We start from the raw sequence: 18,515 nt of genomic DNA on the forward strand, positions 1-18,515 counted from the left end.
AAACATGAAGAAGAATTTTTTAATGTTGATCCTCTTTCTTTTTGGGATTTTGCATATTGCTGAGTGCTCTTATGCTCAGGAAAAACCTGAGATTTTTGTGCAGTTGGGGCATAGTCACGATGTCAAAGCAGTAGCCTTTTCCCCTGATGGCAGGATAGTGGCATCAGGAAGTTGGGATAAAACCATCAAGCTCTGGGATGTAGCAACAGGTCGTGAGATAAGAACACTAAGCGGGCATAGTGACGTTGTCTCTGCTGTTGCCTTTTCCCCTGATGGCAGGATGGTGGCATCAGGAAGTGGGGATAAGACCATCAAGCTATGGGATGCTGCAAGCGGCAGAGAGATTCGCACCTTAAGCGGGCATAGTGGCTGGGTCAAAGCAGTAGCCTTTTCCCCTGATGGCAGGATAGTGGCATCTGGAAGTGTGGATAACACCATCAAGCTCTGGGATGTAGCAACAGGTCGTGAGATAAGAACACTAAGCGGGCATAGTAAGTTGGTCCTATCAGTAGCCTTTTCCCCTGATGGCAGGATGGTGGCATCTGGAAGTGGGGATAAGACCATCAAGCTCTGGGATGTAGCAACCGGCAGAGAGATTCGCACCTTAAGCGGGCATAGTGGCGATGTCAAAGCAGTAGCCTTTTCCCCTGATGGCAGGATAGTAGCATCTGGAAGTGATGATAAGACCATCAAGCTATGGGATGTAGCAACAGGTCGTGAGATAAGAACACTAAGCGGGCATAGTCGCGATGTCAATGCTGTTGCCTTTTCCCCTGATGGCAGGATGGTGGCATCTGGAAGTTGGGATAAGACCATCAAGCTATGGGATGTAGCAACCGGCAGAGAGATTCGCACCTTAAGCGGGCATAGTGGCGATGTCGAAGCAGTAGCCTTTTCCCCTGATGGAAGGATAGTGGCATCAGGAAGTTGGGAAACCATCAAGCTCTGGGATGTAGCAACCGGCAGAGAGATTCGCACCTTAAGCGGGCATAGTGGCTGGGTCGAAGCAGTAGCCTTTTCCCCTGATGGAAGGATAGTGGCATCAGGAAGTTGGGAAACCATCAAGCTCTGGGATGTAGCAACAGGTCGTAAGATAAGAACACTAAGCGGGCATAGTTATTCTGTCAAAGCAGTAGCCTTTTCCCCTGATGGCAGGATAGTGGCATCAGGAAGTAGGGATAACACCATCAAGCTCTGGGATGTAGCAACAGGTCGTGAGATAAGAACACTAAGCGGGCATAGTAAGTTGGTCCTATCAGTAGCCTTTTCCCCTGATGGCAGGATAGTGGCATCAGGAAGTGAGGATAACACCATCAAGCTATGGGATGTAGCAACAGGTCGTGAGATAAGAACACTAAGCAGGCATAGTTATTCTGTCGAAGCAGTAGCCTTTTCCCCTGATGGCAGGATAGTGGCATCAGGAAGTTGGGAAACCATCAAGCTATGGGATGTAGCAACAGGTCGTGAGATAAGAACACTAAGGGGGCATAGTTATTCTGTCAAAGCAGTAGCCTTTTCCCCTGATGGCAGGATACTGGCATCAGGAAGTGAGGATAACACCATCAAGCTCTGGGATGTAGCAACTGGTCGTGAGATAAGAACACTAAGCGGGCATAGCAATTGGGTCCGATCAGTAGCCTTTTCCCCTGATGGCAGGATAGTGGCATCTGGAAGTTGGGATGGCACCATCAAGCTCTGGGATGTAGCAACTGGTCGTGAGATAAGAACACTAAGCGGGCATAGTTATTATGTCGAAGCAGTAGCCTTTTCCCCTGATGGCAGGATAGTGGCATCTGGAAGTGGGGATGGCACTACTCGCATATGGGACATCTCCACAGGCAAGGAGATTGCTCAATTCGTGGGCTTCACAGACGGCGAATGGGTCGTAATCACTCCAGAGGGCTACTACAATGCCTCTCCAGGTGGGGATAAGCACTTAAATGTCCGCATTGGAAACAATGTCTATAGCATAGAAAACTATCGTGAGGCATTTTATCGTCCTGACCTTGTGAAGGTTGCCCTATCTGGGGGCTCACTTAAGGAGTATAAGACCCTTGCTGATGTAAAACAGCCACCACTGGTAGAGATTATTGACACACCATCAAGCACCCGGAATGATGAAGTAAAGGTTACTGTGAGGCTTACAGACCAGGGTGGTGGTATTGGAGATATAAGGCTCTATCTCAATGATGTTGCTGTACTGGTAGACAGTGCAAGGGGTGTGAAGATTACTCCAAAGCCTGGTGAAAAGGCGATTTATAAGACCTACACCATAAAGCTCCTTAATGGTGAAAATGTTATTAAGGCAGTTGCCTTCAATGGAGACAACACCATGCAGAGTAACCCTGCAGTGCACAGGATCATCGCCTCCCTCTCCATCAAAAAGCCCTCTATGTATGCAGTTGTCATAGGCATAAATAAATACAAAAACCCCAAGCTTGAGCTAAAGTATGCAGTGGCAGATGCAAGGCTCTTTGCAGAGACATTAAAACAGATTGCAGGACCATTATTTCAAAGGGTAGAGATAAGGCTTTTAACAACAAAAGAGGAGACAACAAAGGAGAGTATCAAAAAGACCCTTGAGCAGATGAAAAATCTCAATCCAGATGATGTCTTTGTCTTTTATGTGGCAAGTCACGGCACAGTGGATGAGGGAGAGTATTTTTTGATCACTTCAAATGTTGGCTCTCTTAGCACCTTCAGGCTAAAAGAGGATGCCTTAACCCAGACAGAGCTAAAAGAGCTCATAGCCAATGTGCCATCAACAAAGAAGATGATAGTCATAGATACCTGCAATGCTGGAAAGCTTGGTGAGGCACTTCAGGTTGCCATGCTTACAAGGGGGATGAGTGAGGAGACAGCAGTAAAGATACTTTCCCGTGCAGTTGGCTCAACCATACTTAGTGCATCAACCTCACTTCAGGAGGCACTTGAGGGCTATCAGGGACACGGGCTGTTTACATATGTTCTTTCAGAAGGCATGAAGGGAAAAGCAGACATGGACAGGGATGGCTTTATAAAGACCCTTGAACTTGCAAACTATGTGGACAGTGAAGTTCCTGCCCTTGCAGAAAAGGTCTTTAAGCGAGCCCAGTATCCAACAGCAACCCCAAGCGGACAGGCTTTTCCGATAGGGAAGATAAGATAGTTCAAGTGTTCAAGCGTTCAAGGGTTCAAAGGGTAGGCGCAGGCTTTAGCCTGCGAAACAACACTTTGAGTTTTGGTATTTTAAGATATAATATAGATAATGCTGAAGAAAGGAGGAAATTAATATGAGTATATCTGTAACATTGCCTGAAATAAATATACCAGAAGGTGAGTTAAAACTTATGCTTTCTATAAAATTATTAGAAGAGGGGTTAGTCTCTCTCGGAAAGGCAGCAGAAATCGCAGGATATTCAGAAAAAGCTTATGTTGAAATACTATTGCATAGAGGGGTTTCACCAATTAGATATCAGAATTTAAATCTTGAAAAAGAGTTTAATAATGCATGATAGAATTATAGCGGACACATCTGTCTTGATTGCCCTTGAGAAGATTAACCTTCTTGACTTATTGTGTAAGATTTATAAGGAAGTTATCATACCAGAGGGGGTGCTAAAGGAATTTGGTAGTATCAATTTGGGTTGTTTTTCAACTAAAAGTGTTGATAGCAAATTGGTTAACCTTTTTATAAAGGAAATGAATCTTGGTAAGGGAGAAGCAGAGGTAATAGCCTTGTCTTACAATACTGGCATTCCTGTTTTAATTGATGATTTAAGGGCAAGAAAACTGGCTGATGAAATAGGATTAACAGTAAGTGGAACAATAGGAGTATTAATGAAAGCTCAGAAAATGGGGATTATAGAGAGTGCTTTGGAAAAGGTTTTAGAGCTTAAGAAAATGGGCTTTTATATTTCAGATGAAATAATAAGACACATTAGCAGATTTTACTGATAATTTTGACAGTGAGGTACCAGCCCTTGCAGAAAAGGTATTCAAGCGAGCCCAGTATCCAACAGCAACCCCAAGCGGACAGGCTTTTCCGATAGGGAAGATACGATAGTTCAAATGTTCAAGCGTTCAAGGGTTCAAAGGTGAAAAATACCTTGAAAACTTATTTATAAAAATTTATAATTTGAGTAAGCATGGCAGAAGGAGGCTAAATGAGTAAATTCATTACAGGATTAATACTTTCACTTATTTTTGTCTCGTATCTTTATGGAGCTCAGTCTACGATTACAGAATCAGAGGGCTATGCCTGCATGGGTGAAGACAGGACAAAAAGGCAGACAGAAGAGACAGCCCTTCAGGATGCAAAGAGAAAGGCAATTGAGCAGGTGAGCACCTATATCCAATCTGAAACACAGGTAAAGGACTTTGAACTTCAGAAAGACATTGTAAATGCCTATGCCAATGCAAAAGTAAGGGTTATTTCTGCTCAGGCAAAATGGGATAGTGAGCCACCAAAAGTTGGAGACTGTTACAGAATCAAGATCAAGGCAGAGGTCATCCCGGATGAAGAAGCGATGAAGCGGATTTCACAGGCAAAGGAGATTGATGATCCTTTAGCACCCCTGAAAGTCAGACTGTGGACTGAAAAAAAGGAATACAAAGCAGGCGAAAGAATAAAACTCTATCTCAAAGGTAACAAGCCCTTTTATGCAAGGGTTCTTTACAGACAGGCAGATGGCACAGTTGTGCAGATACTTCCAAATCCTTATAGAAAAGACAACTACTTTCAGGGTGGAGTAGTCTATGAGATTCCTTCAGGTCCAGACAGGTTTGAACTTGAGACAACACCTCCCTTTGGTGAGGAAAGCTTTATCGTATATGCAAGCACAGGAGAGCTCGGAAATATTGAGCTTGAAGAGACTGGCAGTGTCTATAAGGTCCGCACATCCCTTAATGACGCAGGAGATAAAACAAGGGGGATAAACATAGTTGAAAAAGGCAGAGTAAAATCTGCCGAGTTTGTAGAGGAGAAAGTAAATATAAAGGTTCAAGATGGTTCAAGGTAGTTCAAATGTTCAAATTGAAAAAAATTGAACACTTGAACAATCTTGAACATTTGAACAATGTAATTACGGAGGAATGATGGTAAGATATTTTGAAGAGCTTGATATATGGAAAGAGGCGAGGCTTTTTACAAAAAAGATATATGAAATTACAAAAAATAGCTCATTTTCTAAAGACTATGGACTTGTTGACCAGATAAGAAGGGCATCTGTATCAGTGATGTCAAATATTGCAGAAGGCTTTGAAAGAGGTAGTAATCAGGAGTTTCTTCAGTTTCTATATATTGCAAAAGGTTCCTGTGGCGAGGTAAGAACCCAGCTATATGTTGCCTTAGACCAGGGTTATATAGATAAAAAGGATTTTGACGAACTACTCAGCTCAGCAAAGAAATTGTCCATAATGATTAGTAATTTAATCAGCCATATTAAAGGTAGCAGGTTTAAGGGAGAAAAGTTTAAACCAGTAAAACATAAATCAATGAAAGAAGAGATAGAGGAGATTGCAAAAAATCTTGGAATAGATATAGCACGAAAGGCTCAGGATGATTCAAAATAAATATAATAGTTCAAGATAGTTCAAGGTAGTTCAAATGTTCAAATTTGAACAATCTTGAACATTTAAACAATATAAATCTTGAACATTTGAACAATGTTGAACATTTGAACAATGTAATTACGGAGGTTTCCATGAAACGCCTTATATTTTTAATAATCTTCCTTATCTTACTCCTTCCCTTGGCTGGCAATACTTCTGAGCCTCCTTCTGAGCCGATATTAAGGATAGAGACAGGCATGCATATAGCTACGATAAAGCGTATTGCCATAGATGAAGAGGAACGCTTTCTTGTAACAGGCTCTGATGATAAGACCATCCGTGTATGGGAGCTAAAGACTGGAAGGCTTATTAAGACCATAAGACCACCAGTTGGTGATGGAAAAGAGGGGAAAATCTATGCAGTTGCCATCTCACCAGATGGAAAAGAGATTGTAGCAGGTGGTTGGACAGGTTATGAGTGGGATAAAGAACATTCAATCTACATCTTTGACCGTGAGACAGGAAGGCTCATAAAAAGGATAAAAGGACTTCCTAATGTGACAAATCATCTTACCTATTCAAAGGATGGAAGGCTCCTTGTAGCAACACTCTGGGGAAATAATGGCATAAGGGTATATGATACAAAGGGATACATAGAGGTCTTTAAAGATACTGAATATGGAGACAGTAGCTATGGTGCTGACTTTGATAAATCTGGAAGACTTGTGACAACATCTTTAGATGGCTATATAAGGCTTTATAATAAAGACTTTAAACTCATAAAAAAGAAAAAGGCACCTGGTGGAAAAACACCTTATCACCTGAGCTTTTCACCAGATGGGACAAAGATAGTAGTCGGATACGCTGATTCACCAAAGGTGGATATCCTTTCTGGTAAAGACCTCTCCCATCTATACTCGCTTAATACAGAAGGTGTTGAAAATGGGAATTTAGGTTCTGTTACATGGTCAAAGGATGGAAGGTTTGTCTATGCAGGAGGCCGGTGGCAAAAATTGATTGATAATGAATGGAAAGTTACTATTCGGAGATGGGAGGTAAAAAATGGTTCAAGTTATATAGACATACCTGTAGCAGATAACACAATTATGCATATCCTTCCTTTAAGTAATGGAGGGGCTGTATTTGGGTCAGGAGGGCCTTCATTTGGCATAATTGACCCAGCAGGAAGGCTTGCCTTATCTGTAAAAGGAAATATCCCGGATTTAAGGGATATGTATGATAAATTCCTCATCTCCTATGATGGCTCAATCATCCAGTTTGGATATGAATTTTTAGGCAAATCCCCTGCAGTCTTTGACATAAGAGAAAAGAGCCTTATCTCAGGTGAAAAAATCTCATATCAGAGGCTAAACCCACCAATTACAGAATCAAGGATAATAAATGTTACAGAATGGAGGGGATCCTACACACCTAAACTAAATGGAAGACCCATTGAGCTTGAAAAGTATGAACGCTCACGCTCACTTGCCATATCACCTGATGAAAGGGGCTTTCTGCTTGGAACAGAATGGTCTTTAAGGTATTTTGATAAAGATGGAAGACTATTGTGGAGTGTGCCATCACCTTCTGCTACATGGGGTGTGAATATATCTGGAGATGGAAAGGTAGGAGTTGCTGCCTATGGAGATGGGACAATAAGGTGGTATAGAATTAGTGATGGAAAGGAGCTATTAGCATTCTTCCCTCACAAGGATAGAAAGAGATGGGTTTTATGGACACCAAAGGGTTATTATGATGCGAGTGCTGGTGGAGAAGACCTCATTGGCTGGCATATAAACAATGGAAAGGATAGCTCAGCAGACTTCTTCCCTGCAGGCAGGTTCAGGGAGAGATTTTTCAGACCTGATATTATAGCAAAGGTCCTTGAGACCCTTGATGAAGAAAAAGCCATTGCCCTTGCCAATGAAGAGGCTGGAAAAAAGACAGTTGAGACAAAGATTAAAGATATCCTGCCTCCTGTTGTGACGATATTAAGCCCTCAAGATGGCTCTTCTGTATCAGTGAGGGAGGTAACATTAAGGTTTAGCATCCGCAATCCTTCAGGAGAGCCTGTTACAAACATAAAGGTCCTCATAGATGGAAGACCTCAGGAGACCCAGAGAGGAATAAAGATTGTTGGAAAAGGTGAGGAAGAAAAAGAGATAAAGATAACCATACCTGAGAGGGACACAGAGGTATCAATAATTGCAGAGAACAGGTATTCAGCAAGTGTGCCTGCTACTGTAAGGCTTATATGGAAGGGTAAAAAAGAAGAGTATGTCATAAAGCCAAAGCTTTACATCCTTGCGATAGGCGTAAGTAAGTATCAAGACAGGGATTTGACTTTACAGTTTGCCTCAAAGGATGCGATGGACTTTGTAGAGGTAATGAAGACACAGAAGGGAAAGCTCTATGAGGATGTGATTGTAAAGCTTCTTGCAGATGAAAAAGCAACAAAGGATGAGATACTGGACGGTCTTGAGTGGCTTCAGAGGCAGGCCACATCAAAGGATGTGGCTATGGTATTCATCGCAGGTCATGGAATAAACGACCCAGCAGGGGTATATTACTTCCTTCCAGCAAATGCAGACTTAGAAAGATTAAAAAGGACAGGTGTTCCTTTTTCTGACATAAAGAACACTGTATCAGCCCTTCCCGGAAAGGTTGTGATGTTTGTTGATACATGCCATGCTGGAAATGTCATGGGCGGGAAAAGGGCTATAACTGATATAACAGGTGTGATAAATGAGCTTTCAAGTGCTGAAAATGGCGTTGTAGTATTTGCATCATCCACTGGAAGGCAGTATTCCCTTGAAGACCCTTCATGGGGAAATGGTGCATTCACAAAGGCATTGACAGAAGGTCTAAAAGGAAAGGCAGACCTTCTTGGAAAGGGAAAGATCACGATAAACATGCTTGATGCCTTCATAGCAGAGAGGGTAAAGGAGCTTACAAAAGGCAGGCAGACACCAGTTACAGCCAAACCCCAGACCGTGCCAGATTTCCCGGTGGCAGTGAAGTAGGAGCTTATGTTGGTGAGAGACATCTCTGATAAATCTCACTTCAATAAAAAGCAATGGTCATTCCAAAGACATTGTAACATTAGTGTAACATAAATTTTTGTATAATATTTTGATTATGTCCATACAAAAAAGCAAGATTACTGATTTTATTTTTTTAATGATTACAGCATTCACAGCCTTCAGTATAATTATAATCACAACTGGCATTTTTTTAGTCCTTTTTAAAGAGTCTCTTCCAGCTATGAATAAATTCGGAGTTGAAGAATTTATCTTTTCAACACAATGGGATCCTGTTCAGGAAGTTTTTGGTGCATTGCCTGCATTAACTGGTACTCTAATTACAGCTTGTTTGGCACTCCTGCTTGCCACTCCAATAGCAATTGGAATAGCAATATTTATTACTGAAATTGCACCTGCATTTTTAAAAAACATTATTGGCACAAGTATAGAACTTTTAGCTGCAATTCCAAGTATTATTTACGGAATGTGGGGATTATTCACCCTTGCACCAATAATGAGTCAGAATATTGAACCATTTTTTCAGTCAACAATTGGAAAAGTTCCTTTAATTGGAAAGCTCTTTGAAGGCACACCTCTTGGTGTTGATCTTTTTACTGCAAGCATTATCCTGAGCATTATGATTATTCCATTTACAGCATCAATTGCAAGAGACTCCTTCAACCTCACACCAGCGGTGCTTAAAGAATCTGCCTATGCTATGGGGGCTACTAAATGGGAAGTTGTCAAAGATGTTGTAATGCCTTATTCGAAGCTGGGAGTTCTTGGAGGCGTTGGACTTTCTCTGGGAAGAGCTCTTGGAGAGACAATGGCAGTTGCCTTTGTTCTTGGCAATTTAAACCAGATTCCAAAGTCACTTTTTGAAGCTGCTGCCACTGTTACTGTAAAACTTGCCAATGAATTTACAGAAGCTGATAAGGATATTTATCTAAGCTCGCTTTATTATCTTGCTTTCCTTTTATTTATTATGAGTTTTGCAATTCTTGCAATAGCAAAGATTTTTCTTGTAAGAGCTGAAAAAAGATGAGAATGAAAAAAAGAAAAATATTAAGCGGATTGGCTCTCTTTATATGCTTTCTTACTGCTTTATGGGGTATTTTCTGGCTTTTTTTTATAATTATTGATGTTTTAAGGCACGGTATTACTGCAATAAATCTTGATTTATTTTTAAAGGATCCTGCACCTCCTGGTGAGACTCAAGGAGGTTTAAGAAATGCCTTTGTCGGACATCTTTTGATTACTGTATGTGCTACATTAATTGGAGTTCCAGTGGGAGTTCTTGGTGGAACATTTCTTGCTGAGTATGGAAGAAAGTATAAAATATCAAAGGTAATAAGCACCCTTGCTGACATAATGGTTAGTGTTCCTGCAATAATTGTTGGTGCTTTTGTTTATGCAATTATTGTTAAACCTCTTGGACATTTCAGTGGATGGGCAGGTGCTGTATCTCTTGGCATTATTATGATTCCTACAGTTTTAAGAACAACAGAAAACATGCTTTCTCTTATTCCGTGGACACTCAGAGAAGCAGCTTTTGCATTGGGAGCACCCTATTATAAGGTAATTATTCAAGTTGTTTATCGTGGTGCAGCAACTGGAATTTTAACAGGAATTATTCTTGCAATTGCAAGAGTCACTGGTGAGGCAGCTCCGCTTCTTTTTACATCCTTCAACAATGCCTTTTTTTCTGTAAACATGAATGAACCAATTGCATCACTTACAATAACAATATTCCAGTATGCTATGGGACCCTATGAGGAGTGGCATACTCAAGCATGGGGTGCTTCTTTGATGATCACACTCTTTGTTCTTTTTGCAACAATTGCAGGAAGAATTCTTATCAGAAGGAGGTAAAAGGGTGACCCCTGAAATTGAAGTAAAAAATCTTAATTTTTACTATACTGGAGACATTCACATTCTTAAAAACATTAATATGACAGTTTATAAAAAAAGTGTTACAGCTTTAATTGGTCCGAGTGGATGTGGAAAAACTACTTTGCTTAGATGTTTTAACAGAATGCATGACCTTTATGCGGGCAATAGATATGATGGTGAGATAATTTTCCAGGGCAGAAATATACTTTCAAAAGATACAGACCTGATCGAATTAAGAAGCAAAATCGGAATGGTTTTTCAAAAGCCTACTCCTTTTCCTATGACAATTTTTGAAAACATTGCCTACGGATTAAAACTCAAAGGGATTAAAAACAAAACAGAATTAAAACATAGAATTGAAAAAGCTTTGAAAGATGCAGCTTTATGGGATGAAGTGAAAGACAAATTAAATACAAATGCCTTTGGATTAAGTGGAGGACAGCAGCAAAGACTTTGCATTGCAAGAGCATTGGCAGTGGAGCCTGAAATTATTTTATTCGATGAGCCAACAAGTGCACTTGATCCAATATCTACAGCGAAAATTGAAGAATTAATTGTTTCATTAAAAGATAGAGTAACAATTATAATCGTTACTCACAACATGCAACAGGCAGCAAGAATTTCTGACTGGACAGGATTTATGATGCTTGGCGAACTTATTGAGTATGACAAAACTGACAAAATATTTACCGTTCCATCTAATAAGCTTACAGAAGAATATATAACTGGAAGATTTGGTTAATCAGGATATCTAAAAGGATTACCTCTCAGGATTTTCTCAACCTGTGGAGGATTTCCCTTTATCAGAAAGATTGCAAGACCTCTTTCTTCTGTTTCTTTTCCCAAGTAACTCCATTTTCCATTCCATGAAACATAAAGTCTGAAACCATCTGCAAACATTTCAGCAAATACAGGAGTAAACTCAAGCTCTGCTCTGTCAAAGGGTCTTATTGAAGCTATTATTTCTCTGTATGCTGACTCTGAACAGTGTTTTCTTATTCCAGAGTTATCTTTATTTTGATAAGCCTGCCTTATTTCATCAACAATTTTGAATGCTTGAGTTGTATAAGAATATTCTTCTGATGGTGGTTTAACCTGTTTTTTACCTCCGCAACCAAAGACAAGTAATATTAAAAGCAAAATTATAACTTTTTTCATTTCTACCTCCATTTTAAATTTTTACACTCTGTATTTTACTATCTCTTCTTTAGTAGTTGCATCATAAATTTTTATTTTCTCCTGAGGAAGTTTAATTACAACTTCTTTTCTCTTTGAATAAAACGCACATATTGAGGCTGCAGTGTCAATGTCTTTTGCTGAATACTGTCCAATTAAAAATACAACAGGACCTTTCATGTCAGAGGGATAGATAAATGCTCCCTTACTCAAAAGAATCTTATTTTCTTCTTCATCCCTTCCAACAATTGCCTTGCATTTTTCTGAGATTCTGAAATGTCTTCCTATTTTAAGCAATTCAACATTTTCCACAGTGAGTTCATCATGTTGCATAAGATCCTTAACTCTTCTACAAAAACTTGGATCAGTAAGCAAACATCCACCTGCTGGTTGAGGAGGCTTTTCAATTCCAAACTTTTTTGCTAAATCAATCTGAGGTTTTCTTGTTCTTCCATATATATCATATAAAAGCTCCCGATTAACAACTCCTTGTATTTCAGGTTTTGTAGGAGGAAGAATTTTTGCAGACAGAGGCCTTAGAATCAAATCTTTCAGTGTTGCTTGTTTTTCAATGAGTTTTAGTATTTCTCTTTTCTGAGACATTGGTCTTTGAGAAAGAACTTCTCCTGTAATTACAAATGAGGCATTAAACTCTGATAATTTTTCTTTTGCTTCTTTAAGCATTAGAATTTTACAGTCAATACATGGATTAAGATTTTTTCCGTATCCATGGGCTGGATTTTTTAAAATTTCAATAAATTTTTCTTTTATATTAATCTCTTTAATTTCAAAGCCAAATTGCCTGGCATATTCTAAATCAGACTCTTTTAAAGGTGATGTAAAGCCTGTTAAAAATTTTATGGCAATTACCTCAATGCCCTGCTGTATTACAATGATAATTGAAAGAAGACTGTCAAGACCACCAGAATAAAGGGCAATAGCTCTATGCATAAGGATGGGTTTTAAGAATCTCGAGTATTTCCTCTACAGTAGCTGTAGCAGTTCCAACCTTTCCAACTACAATTCCTGCTGCTACATTAGCTATTTTTGCAGCAGAAACCAGATCTGCACCAGCAACATGAGCAAGTGTTATAGTAGCAATTACAGTGTCTCCCGCACCTGTCACATCAAATACTTTTTTTGCCACTGTTGGCAGATGAGTAACAACAACTTCAGAGTCCTTTTTTTCAAAAAGGCTCATTCCTTCCTCTCCTCTTGTTATAAGAACAGAATCGCAGGCAAGCTTTTTTAAAAGATTGAATCCAGCTTTTATAAGAGTTTTTTCATCCTTAATTTCAATTTCTGCTCCATGAGAAGCCTCAGCAAGATTTGGCGTTATAAGAGATACATGTTTGTAAAATCTGAAATGTCCTATCTTCGGGTCAACAGCAACAAAATTACCATTTTTCTTCTTATGATTAATAAGAAGCCTGAATAGTTCTTCAAAAACAACACCTTTTTTGTAATCCGATACAATGACAGCATCAAAATCAATTAAGGCATTTTTTATCATGGAAAGAAATGTTTCCTTTGCTTTACCCTGCAGTCTTCTTGTATCTTCTATGTCAAATCTTACAATTTGTTGATTTCCTGCAATAATTCTTGTTTTAACTGTGGTTTTTCTGGCATCTTCAAAGAGATAATCCACTTCAATACCTTTTTCTTCAAGTAAATCCTTTACAATTTTCCCGGCAAAACCCTTCCCAATTATTCCTGAAACATAAGCCTTTCCTCCAAGTGCAATGATATTATTTGCTACATTCGCAGCTCCTCCAAGTCTGTAAGACTCCTCTGTCACTTCAACAACTGGAACAGGTGCTTCTGGAGAAATTCTTGAAACCTTTCCAAAAATGTATCTATCAAGAATAATATCACCAATCACCAAAATCTTTTTATCTTTGAATTTCTTTAAAAATTGTTCTGCCTTAGCTCTGGTCATTATGCCTCCTGATCAAATCAATTAATTCCTGAAAAGAGCATTCGCCTTGTAAACCTGTCTGCATATTTTTCCATTTATAAACTCCTTTTTTTATTTCATCCTCACCAATGATTATAACTATCTTAACGCCAAATTTGTCAGCTTTTCTCATCTGGCTTTTTAAAGAGGTTTCTTCATAAGAAATTTCTGTAGGTATGTTGTTTTCTCTTAAAAAATTAACAACTTTTTTCGCTTCTGTTCTGAGGTCATTTCCAAGATATGCCACATATACAATTGGCCTTTTAGGATTTACTGTCAATGTAGTTGAACAAAGCTCAATTAATCTTTCTATACCAATTGCAAAGCCAATGGCAGGAGTTGGGGGTCCTCCGAAAGACTCCACAAGATCATCATATCTTCCTCCTGCTGCAACAGCGTTTTGAGCGCCAAGCATGGTGGTTGTCACTTCAAAAACTGTTCTTGTGTAATAATCCAGTCCGCGAACAATTTTTGGATTTACAGTATAAGATATGCCCATTTCATCGAGCTCTTTTTGTAAACTTAAAAAATGTGCTTTACAATCAGAGCATAAAAACTCAAGAATTAAAGGAATGTCTTTTAAAGCTTCTTTACAGGATTCTACCTTGCAATCCAGCACTCTCAAAGGATTCCTCTCAAATCTTCTTTTGCAGTCATCGCATAATCTGGATACTCTATTTGATAGGAAATTAAAGAGTATTTTTCTGTATTGTGCTCTACATTCTTTGCATCCAAGAGAATTTATTTCGTAAGCTAAATTTTTTATTTTTAATTTCTCAAGAAATATTTTAAGCATATAAATTAGTTCAGCATCTATAAAGGAAGAGCTTACTCCAAAACATTCCACCCCAATCTGATGAAACTGTCTGAGTCTTCCTTTTTGCGGTCTCTCATATCTAAACATGGGACCAATGTAGTAAAACTTCTGTGGAGCTGGATTATTGAAAAGTCCGTGTTGAATGTAAGCTCTCACAACAGAAGCAGTTCCTTCAGGCCTTAAAGCAACAGTTCGTCCTTTTTTGTCATTAAAAATATACATTTCCTTTTCAACTATATCTGTATTCTCACCAATACTTCTTAAAAAAATTTCAGCCTTCTCTAAAATAGGCGTTCTTATCTCCTGAAAATTATAATTTTCGAATATTTCTCTAACATTATTCTCAATGTGTTGCCATAGATGGATCTCCTCTATAATATCCTGCATTCCCCTGAGGGAGCTAAATCTCACTTTCTTCCCCTTCTCTTTCTTTATCAAATTCAAGCATTCTTAAGTGACTTTCAATAAGCCTTTTTATTTCCTCTTTAAAATGTCTTCTTATGCCTTTTAGATCAACAATATCCTCATGAATTTTTACAACTTTTTCCTGTGCTTCTTTGATAATGTTTTCTGCTTTTAATTCAGCCTCCTTAATTATAAGTTCAGCCTCTTTTTTGGCATTTGCTTTATAGTCTTCAACAAGTTTTTGTGCTGTCATCAATGTATCTCTAATTGATTGCTCAATTTTTCTGCATTCTTCTAACTGATTCTCAAGAATTACTACTTTTTCTTTTAACATAGAGTTTTCTTTTAAGAGTTCTTCCAGCTCTTCCCTTATAAGCTCCAGAAAAGAGTATACTTCATCCATGTCAAAGCCTCTGAATTTGACCTTGAACTGCTTTTGCTGAATATCAAGGGGTGTAATTCTCATATAATTCCTCCTTTAATTCTGTAACCAAGCTCAATAAGGCTTGGAATTAAAAACCTCTGTAAAAAATATATTATAAGCAAAAGAATTAATGGTGAAATATCAACGGGTAGTCTCAGAGGCAGAAGCCTTCTTATTGGACGAAGGAGAGGTTCTGTAACAGAGTAGAGAAATCTAACAATTGGATTATAGGGATCTGGATTTACCCAGCTAATTATTGCTGCAATAATTACAATAAATGTATAAATCGTAAAGACAATATCTAAAATGCTTGCCAGTGCAATTATAAGATTTCCAAGTATAAACATTTTTCACCTCAGTCTTGCATACTAAGTTCTTGAGCTCTTTTTGTTGCTTCTTGTAATGTTTTAAAAATTATTTCTCTCAGAGTTCCTTGAGATAAAATCCTGAGACCTGCCTCTGTTGTTCCACCGGGAGATGTTACTTTCTGTCTGATTTTATCAGGTGGAAGTCCGCTGTCAAGGAGTTTTGCTGTTCCAATAAATGTTTGCACTACAAGTTCCCTTGCTATGTCCTCAGCGAATCCAAGCTCTGTTGCCACATCTATAAACTGCTCAACTATGTAACATAAAAATCCTGGTCCACTGCCTGACAGAGCAGTGACAAGATTCATGTATTGTTCTGGCAGTGTAATTACTTTTCCCACACTCATAAATATTTCTCTTACTGGTGCTATAATCTTCATTTCAAGACACTCGCAAATGGCAAGAACAGTTATTGCCTCTCCTACTGTAGCTGCAAGATTTGGCATAGCTCTGATTAGCTTGTCTGTTTTAAGATATTTTTGAATAAACCGAAGAGGAATTCCTGCAGCAATTGAAACCACAGTATGTTTTTCTGAAACAGCATCTTTTATTTCTTCAAGAACCTCTTTCATATTTTGAGGCTTTACTGCTAATACAACAATCTGAGATAAATTAACTACCTCTTTGTTTGAAGGTGTTGTCCTCACTCCATAACAGTTTTCAAGATATCTTCTTCTTTCTTCAATTGGTTCAGATACAATGATATTTTTTTTCCCTTCTTTAACAAGCCCTCTTATAAGGGCTTCTGCCATGTTACCTCCGCCAATAAAACCAATCATTTTATTTTACCCCCTCAATTTATTCTTTGCCCGAAAAGGGCTGTGCCAATTCTTACCATTGTAGCACCTTCCTCGATTGCTACTTCAAAATCATTTGACATCCCCATTGAAAGCTCAGTAAGGGCATATCCTTTTTGAAATAAACTGTCTTTTATCTGTCTTAGTTTTCTGAAATAGGGTCTTGCATTCTCCGGATTTTCAAAATAGGGAGGGATTGTCATAAGTCCTTCTACTTTAATATTTGGAAGTCGAAAACATAGTTCCACTAATTTTTCTGTATTTTCAGGCTCTATCCCAAATTTAGATTCTTCCTCTGAGAGTTTTACCTGAATTAAAACTCTTTGAATTTTACCGATTTTTTCTGCTTCCTTATTTATCAATACTGCAAGCTTTTCTGAATCAACTGAGTGAATTACTTCAAAGAGCCTTAGAGCATCCTTTACTTTGTTGCTCTGCAAATGCCCTATCATATGCCACTCAATATTTATCTGCCATTGAGCTATAAAATCTTTTAAAGCCTCTATTTTATTTTTTGCTTCCTGAACTCTGTTTTCCCCAAAAATTCTTAAGCCAAGTTGGGCTGCCTCTTTTATTTTATCAATGCCCTGAGATTTTGTTACAGCCACAACTTTAATTTCCTCTGGATTTCTACCTGCTCTCAAAGCAGCGTAGGTTATTTTTTTAAAAACAGATGATATTCTTTCTGAAAGCATACTATAATACAATTATACATGATTATGAAAATCCTTGATAGACTTTCTTTAAAGTGGAAGTTTATGGTGCTTCTGCTTTTACTTAATTTTACTTTAATGTCCACACTTTATATATTTTATACACAAACTGAAAGAAGACTGTTAAAGGAAATAGAACGACAGACTGCAGATCTTACAAAGGCTATTCAGATAGGAGTTGAAGAGGTCACCCGTGGTGGCTCAAACAAACTTACAGAATATCTTAATAAACTCAATACTAAAGGAATAAAAGAAGTCTCCATAATTAGTAATCAGCAAGAGATTATTGCAAGCACTAATCCACAAAACATAGGAAAGCCAATAACTCACAGGAAGAAAGAATTGATTATCAAAGCAGAACTTGGGGAACCAGTATTTGAAGAAGAAAATATTTATAATGTAATTGTACCAGTAATAGCAGGTAATGTTCAGTATGGATATATTCATTTGAGAATTAATAAAGATGATTTTTCAAAGATTTTAAAAAACAATGCAGTTAAAAGAATGCTTACAACTTTGATTATATTTTCCATAGGCATAATTATAACCTACATCATTTCTTTAAGATATACCAAGCCAATTGATAGCTTAACTCAGGCTGCAATAAAGGTTGCTCAGGGTGATTTTAATTATAGATTAAACATCAACAGAAAAGATGAAATAGGCAAAATAGCAGAAAGTTTTAACTTTATGATTCAGAAGTTGCAGGAAAATCAGATGCTTCAGGAAAGACTTAGAGAAGCAGAACATCTTGCAGCAATTGGACAGCTCAGCAGAACAATTGCTCATGAAATAAGAAATCCTCTTAATTTTATAAACTTAAGCATTGATCATCTTATAGAAAAACTAAAAAAACAACAAAATGATAATACTTATATAAAACTTCTTGAAAGCATGAAACAAGAAATTTACAGGGTAAACAATCTAATTACAGAATATCTTGAATATACAAGGCCATTAAAGTTGAATAGAAAATTTGTAAGTGTTATAGAGATAATAGATGAAGTAGTCTCAATTATTGAACCAACTGCAGAGCACAGAGGCATTAATATCTATAAAGATTACAAAGTTGATTTTACTGTCAATCTTGATGTAGATTTGATAAAAAGCTGTCTTTTAAATATTATTAAGAACGCAATAGATGCAATGAAAGACTCTGAAGTTAAAAATCTTTTTATTCAAACAGAGATTATAGAAGACAATCTTTTAATCAAAATATCTGATACAGGCTGTGGAGTACCCGAGGATGTTATTGATAAAATTTTTGAACCTTTATTCTCTACTAAAAAAGAAGGACTTGGGCTCGGGCTTCCTCTGGCAAAAAAAGTTATAGAAGAGCATGGTGGTAAAATAGAATTTTCAAGTAAAACAGGACAAGGCAGCGAAGTAAAAATTTATCTGCCGGTTTAATCA

General features: G+C 38.0%; 18 protein-coding genes. 10 read left to right on the forward strand and 8 right to left on the reverse strand.

Annotated features, from left to right (window positions below; genetic code table 11):
- The first annotated feature begins 4 nt into the window (after nt 1-4).
- From V4D31_RS00270 to pstB, 9 genes are all read left to right on the forward strand, one after another.
- Complete coding sequence (locus V4D31_RS00270) at nt 5-3,148, forward strand: caspase family protein (RefSeq protein ID WP_353686244.1); 3,144 nt, start codon at nt 5-7, stop codon at nt 3,146-3,148.
- A gap of 124 nt (nt 3,149-3,272) precedes the next feature.
- On the forward strand, nt 3,273-3,494 hold the full coding sequence (locus V4D31_RS00275) for a UPF0175 family protein (RefSeq protein ID WP_353686245.1): 222 nt from the start codon (nt 3,273-3,275) through the stop codon (nt 3,492-3,494).
- Nucleotides 3,487-3,936 carry a DUF3368 domain-containing protein gene (locus tag V4D31_RS00280; RefSeq protein ID WP_353686246.1) on the forward strand — a complete coding sequence of 150 codons (450 nt, stop codon included), beginning with the start codon at nt 3,487-3,489 and terminating at the stop codon, nt 3,934-3,936. The genes V4D31_RS00275 and V4D31_RS00280 overlap by 8 nt, the downstream gene beginning before the upstream one ends.
- Nucleotides 3,937-4,145: 209 nt before the next feature.
- Nucleotides 4,146-5,000 carry a DUF4384 domain-containing protein gene (locus tag V4D31_RS00285; RefSeq protein WP_353686247.1) on the forward strand — a complete coding sequence of 285 codons (855 nt, stop codon included), beginning with the start codon at nt 4,146-4,148 and terminating at the stop codon, nt 4,998-5,000.
- Nucleotides 5,001-5,073: 73 nt separating this feature from the next.
- Nucleotides 5,074-5,553 (forward strand): four helix bundle protein, encoded by a 480-nt coding sequence (locus V4D31_RS00290; RefSeq protein WP_353686248.1) that lies wholly within the window; start codon nt 5,074-5,076, stop codon nt 5,551-5,553.
- A 131-nt stretch (nt 5,554-5,684) separates the two neighbouring features.
- Nucleotides 5,685-8,555: a caspase family protein gene (locus V4D31_RS00295; protein WP_353686249.1), complete on the forward strand. Its 2,871-nt coding sequence runs from the start codon at nt 5,685-5,687 to the stop codon at nt 8,553-8,555.
- Nucleotides 8,556-8,670: 115 nt separating this feature from the next.
- Nucleotides 8,671-9,600 (forward strand): phosphate ABC transporter permease subunit PstC, encoded by a 930-nt coding sequence (pstC, locus tag V4D31_RS00300; RefSeq protein WP_353686250.1) that lies wholly within the window; start codon nt 8,671-8,673, stop codon nt 9,598-9,600.
- Nucleotides 9,597-10,427: a phosphate ABC transporter permease PstA gene (gene pstA / locus V4D31_RS00305; protein WP_353686251.1), complete on the forward strand. Its 831-nt coding sequence runs from the start codon at nt 9,597-9,599 to the stop codon at nt 10,425-10,427. Before pstC ends, pstA begins: the two co-directional genes overlap by 4 nt.
- A gap of 4 nt (nt 10,428-10,431) precedes the next feature.
- A complete protein-coding gene (pstB, locus tag V4D31_RS00310) occupies nt 10,432-11,190 on the forward strand; it encodes a phosphate ABC transporter ATP-binding protein PstB (RefSeq protein ID WP_353686252.1) in 759 nt (252 codons plus the stop codon).
- Here the strand turns inward: pstB and V4D31_RS00315 are convergent.
- From V4D31_RS00315 to V4D31_RS00350, 8 genes are read right to left on the reverse strand one after another with little or no spacing between them, the layout of a single operon-like run.
- A complete protein-coding gene (locus tag V4D31_RS00315) occupies nt 11,187-11,606 on the reverse strand; it encodes a hypothetical protein (protein WP_353686253.1) in 420 nt (139 codons plus the stop codon). The genes pstB and V4D31_RS00315 overlap by 4 nt on opposite strands.
- A 21-nt stretch (nt 11,607-11,627) precedes the next feature.
- The gene (locus tag V4D31_RS00320) at nt 11,628-12,575 is read right to left on the reverse strand and encodes a tRNA 4-thiouridine(8) synthase ThiI (protein WP_353686254.1); all 948 of its coding nucleotides are present in this window, start codon (nt 12,573-12,575) and stop codon (nt 11,628-11,630) included.
- The gene (gene rfaE1 / locus V4D31_RS00325) at nt 12,568-13,563 is read right to left on the reverse strand and encodes a D-glycero-beta-D-manno-heptose-7-phosphate kinase (protein WP_353686255.1); all 996 of its coding nucleotides are present in this window, start codon (nt 13,561-13,563) and stop codon (nt 12,568-12,570) included. The genes V4D31_RS00320 and rfaE1 overlap by 8 nt, the downstream gene beginning before the upstream one ends.
- Nucleotides 13,550-14,785, reverse strand: coding sequence for a histidine--tRNA ligase (hisS, locus tag V4D31_RS00330; protein ID WP_353686256.1), 1,236 nt, complete (start codon nt 14,783-14,785; stop codon nt 13,550-13,552). The genes rfaE1 and hisS overlap by 14 nt, the downstream gene beginning before the upstream one ends.
- 13 nt (nt 14,786-14,798) lie before the next feature.
- Nucleotides 14,799-15,269, reverse strand: coding sequence for a DivIVA domain-containing protein (locus tag V4D31_RS00335; protein ID WP_353686257.1), 471 nt, complete (start codon nt 15,267-15,269; stop codon nt 14,799-14,801).
- Nucleotides 15,266-15,574 (reverse strand): YggT family protein, encoded by a 309-nt coding sequence (locus V4D31_RS00340; protein ID WP_353686258.1) that lies wholly within the window; start codon nt 15,572-15,574, stop codon nt 15,266-15,268. Before V4D31_RS00340 ends, V4D31_RS00335 begins: the two co-directional genes overlap by 4 nt.
- An 8-nt stretch (nt 15,575-15,582) precedes the next feature.
- On the reverse strand, nt 15,583-16,371 hold the full coding sequence (proC, locus tag V4D31_RS00345) for a pyrroline-5-carboxylate reductase (RefSeq protein ID WP_353686259.1): 789 nt from the start codon (nt 16,369-16,371) through the stop codon (nt 15,583-15,585).
- A gap of 14 nt (nt 16,372-16,385) precedes the next feature.
- On the reverse strand, nt 16,386-17,084 hold the full coding sequence (locus V4D31_RS00350) for a YggS family pyridoxal phosphate-dependent enzyme (RefSeq protein WP_353686260.1): 699 nt from the start codon (nt 17,082-17,084) through the stop codon (nt 16,386-16,388).
- Nucleotides 17,085-17,108: 24 nt separating this feature from the next.
- On the opposite strand from V4D31_RS00350, the gene V4D31_RS00355 reads away from it, so the two are divergent.
- The gene (locus tag V4D31_RS00355; protein WP_353686261.1) at nt 17,109-18,512 is read left to right on the forward strand and encodes a HAMP domain-containing sensor histidine kinase; all 1,404 of its coding nucleotides are present in this window, start codon (nt 17,109-17,111) and stop codon (nt 18,510-18,512) included.
- Nucleotides 18,513-18,515: the final 3 nt, after the last annotated feature.

The sequence above is a fragment of the Thermodesulfovibrio sp. 3462-1 genome, from assembly GCF_040451425.1.
Classification (GTDB): Bacteria; Nitrospirota; Thermodesulfovibrionia; order Thermodesulfovibrionales; family Thermodesulfovibrionaceae; genus Thermodesulfovibrio; species Thermodesulfovibrio obliviosus.

Coding starts and splice junctions, on each gene's coding strand:
- pstA (WP_353686251.1), top strand. CDS start 9,597: ATGAGAATGAAAAAAAGAAAAATATTAAGCGGATTGGCTCTCTTTATA.
- V4D31_RS00295 (WP_353686249.1), top strand. CDS start 5,685: ATGAAACGCCTTATATTTTTAATAATCTTCCTTATCTTACTCCTTCCC.
- V4D31_RS00335 (WP_353686257.1), bottom strand. CDS start 15,269: ATGAGAATTACACCCCTTGATATTCAGCAAAAGCAGTTCAAGGTCAAA.
- V4D31_RS00355 (WP_353686261.1), top strand. CDS start 17,109: ATGAAAATCCTTGATAGACTTTCTTTAAAGTGGAAGTTTATGGTGCTT.
- V4D31_RS00315 (WP_353686253.1), bottom strand. CDS start 11,606: ATGAAAAAAGTTATAATTTTGCTTTTAATATTACTTGTCTTTGGTTGC.
- V4D31_RS00275 (WP_353686245.1), top strand. CDS start 3,273: ATGAGTATATCTGTAACATTGCCTGAAATAAATATACCAGAAGGTGAG.
- V4D31_RS00280 (WP_353686246.1), top strand. CDS start 3,487: ATGCATGATAGAATTATAGCGGACACATCTGTCTTGATTGCCCTTGAG.
- pstC (WP_353686250.1), top strand. CDS start 8,671: ATGTCCATACAAAAAAGCAAGATTACTGATTTTATTTTTTTAATGATT.
- V4D31_RS00340 (WP_353686258.1), bottom strand. CDS start 15,574: ATGTTTATACTTGGAAATCTTATAATTGCACTGGCAAGCATTTTAGAT.
- V4D31_RS00270 (WP_353686244.1), top strand. CDS start 5: ATGAAGAAGAATTTTTTAATGTTGATCCTCTTTCTTTTTGGGATTTTG.
- hisS (WP_353686256.1), bottom strand. CDS start 14,785: ATGCAGGATATTATAGAGGAGATCCATCTATGGCAACACATTGAGAAT.
- V4D31_RS00350 (WP_353686260.1), bottom strand. CDS start 17,084: ATGCTTTCAGAAAGAATATCATCTGTTTTTAAAAAAATAACCTACGCT.
- rfaE1 (WP_353686255.1), bottom strand. CDS start 13,563: ATGACCAGAGCTAAGGCAGAACAATTTTTAAAGAAATTCAAAGATAAA.
- proC (WP_353686259.1), bottom strand. CDS start 16,371: ATGATTGGTTTTATTGGCGGAGGTAACATGGCAGAAGCCCTTATAAGA.
- V4D31_RS00290 (WP_353686248.1), top strand. CDS start 5,074: ATGATGGTAAGATATTTTGAAGAGCTTGATATATGGAAAGAGGCGAGG.
- V4D31_RS00285 (WP_353686247.1), top strand. CDS start 4,146: ATGAGTAAATTCATTACAGGATTAATACTTTCACTTATTTTTGTCTCG.
- V4D31_RS00320 (WP_353686254.1), bottom strand. CDS start 12,575: ATGCATAGAGCTATTGCCCTTTATTCTGGTGGTCTTGACAGTCTTCTT.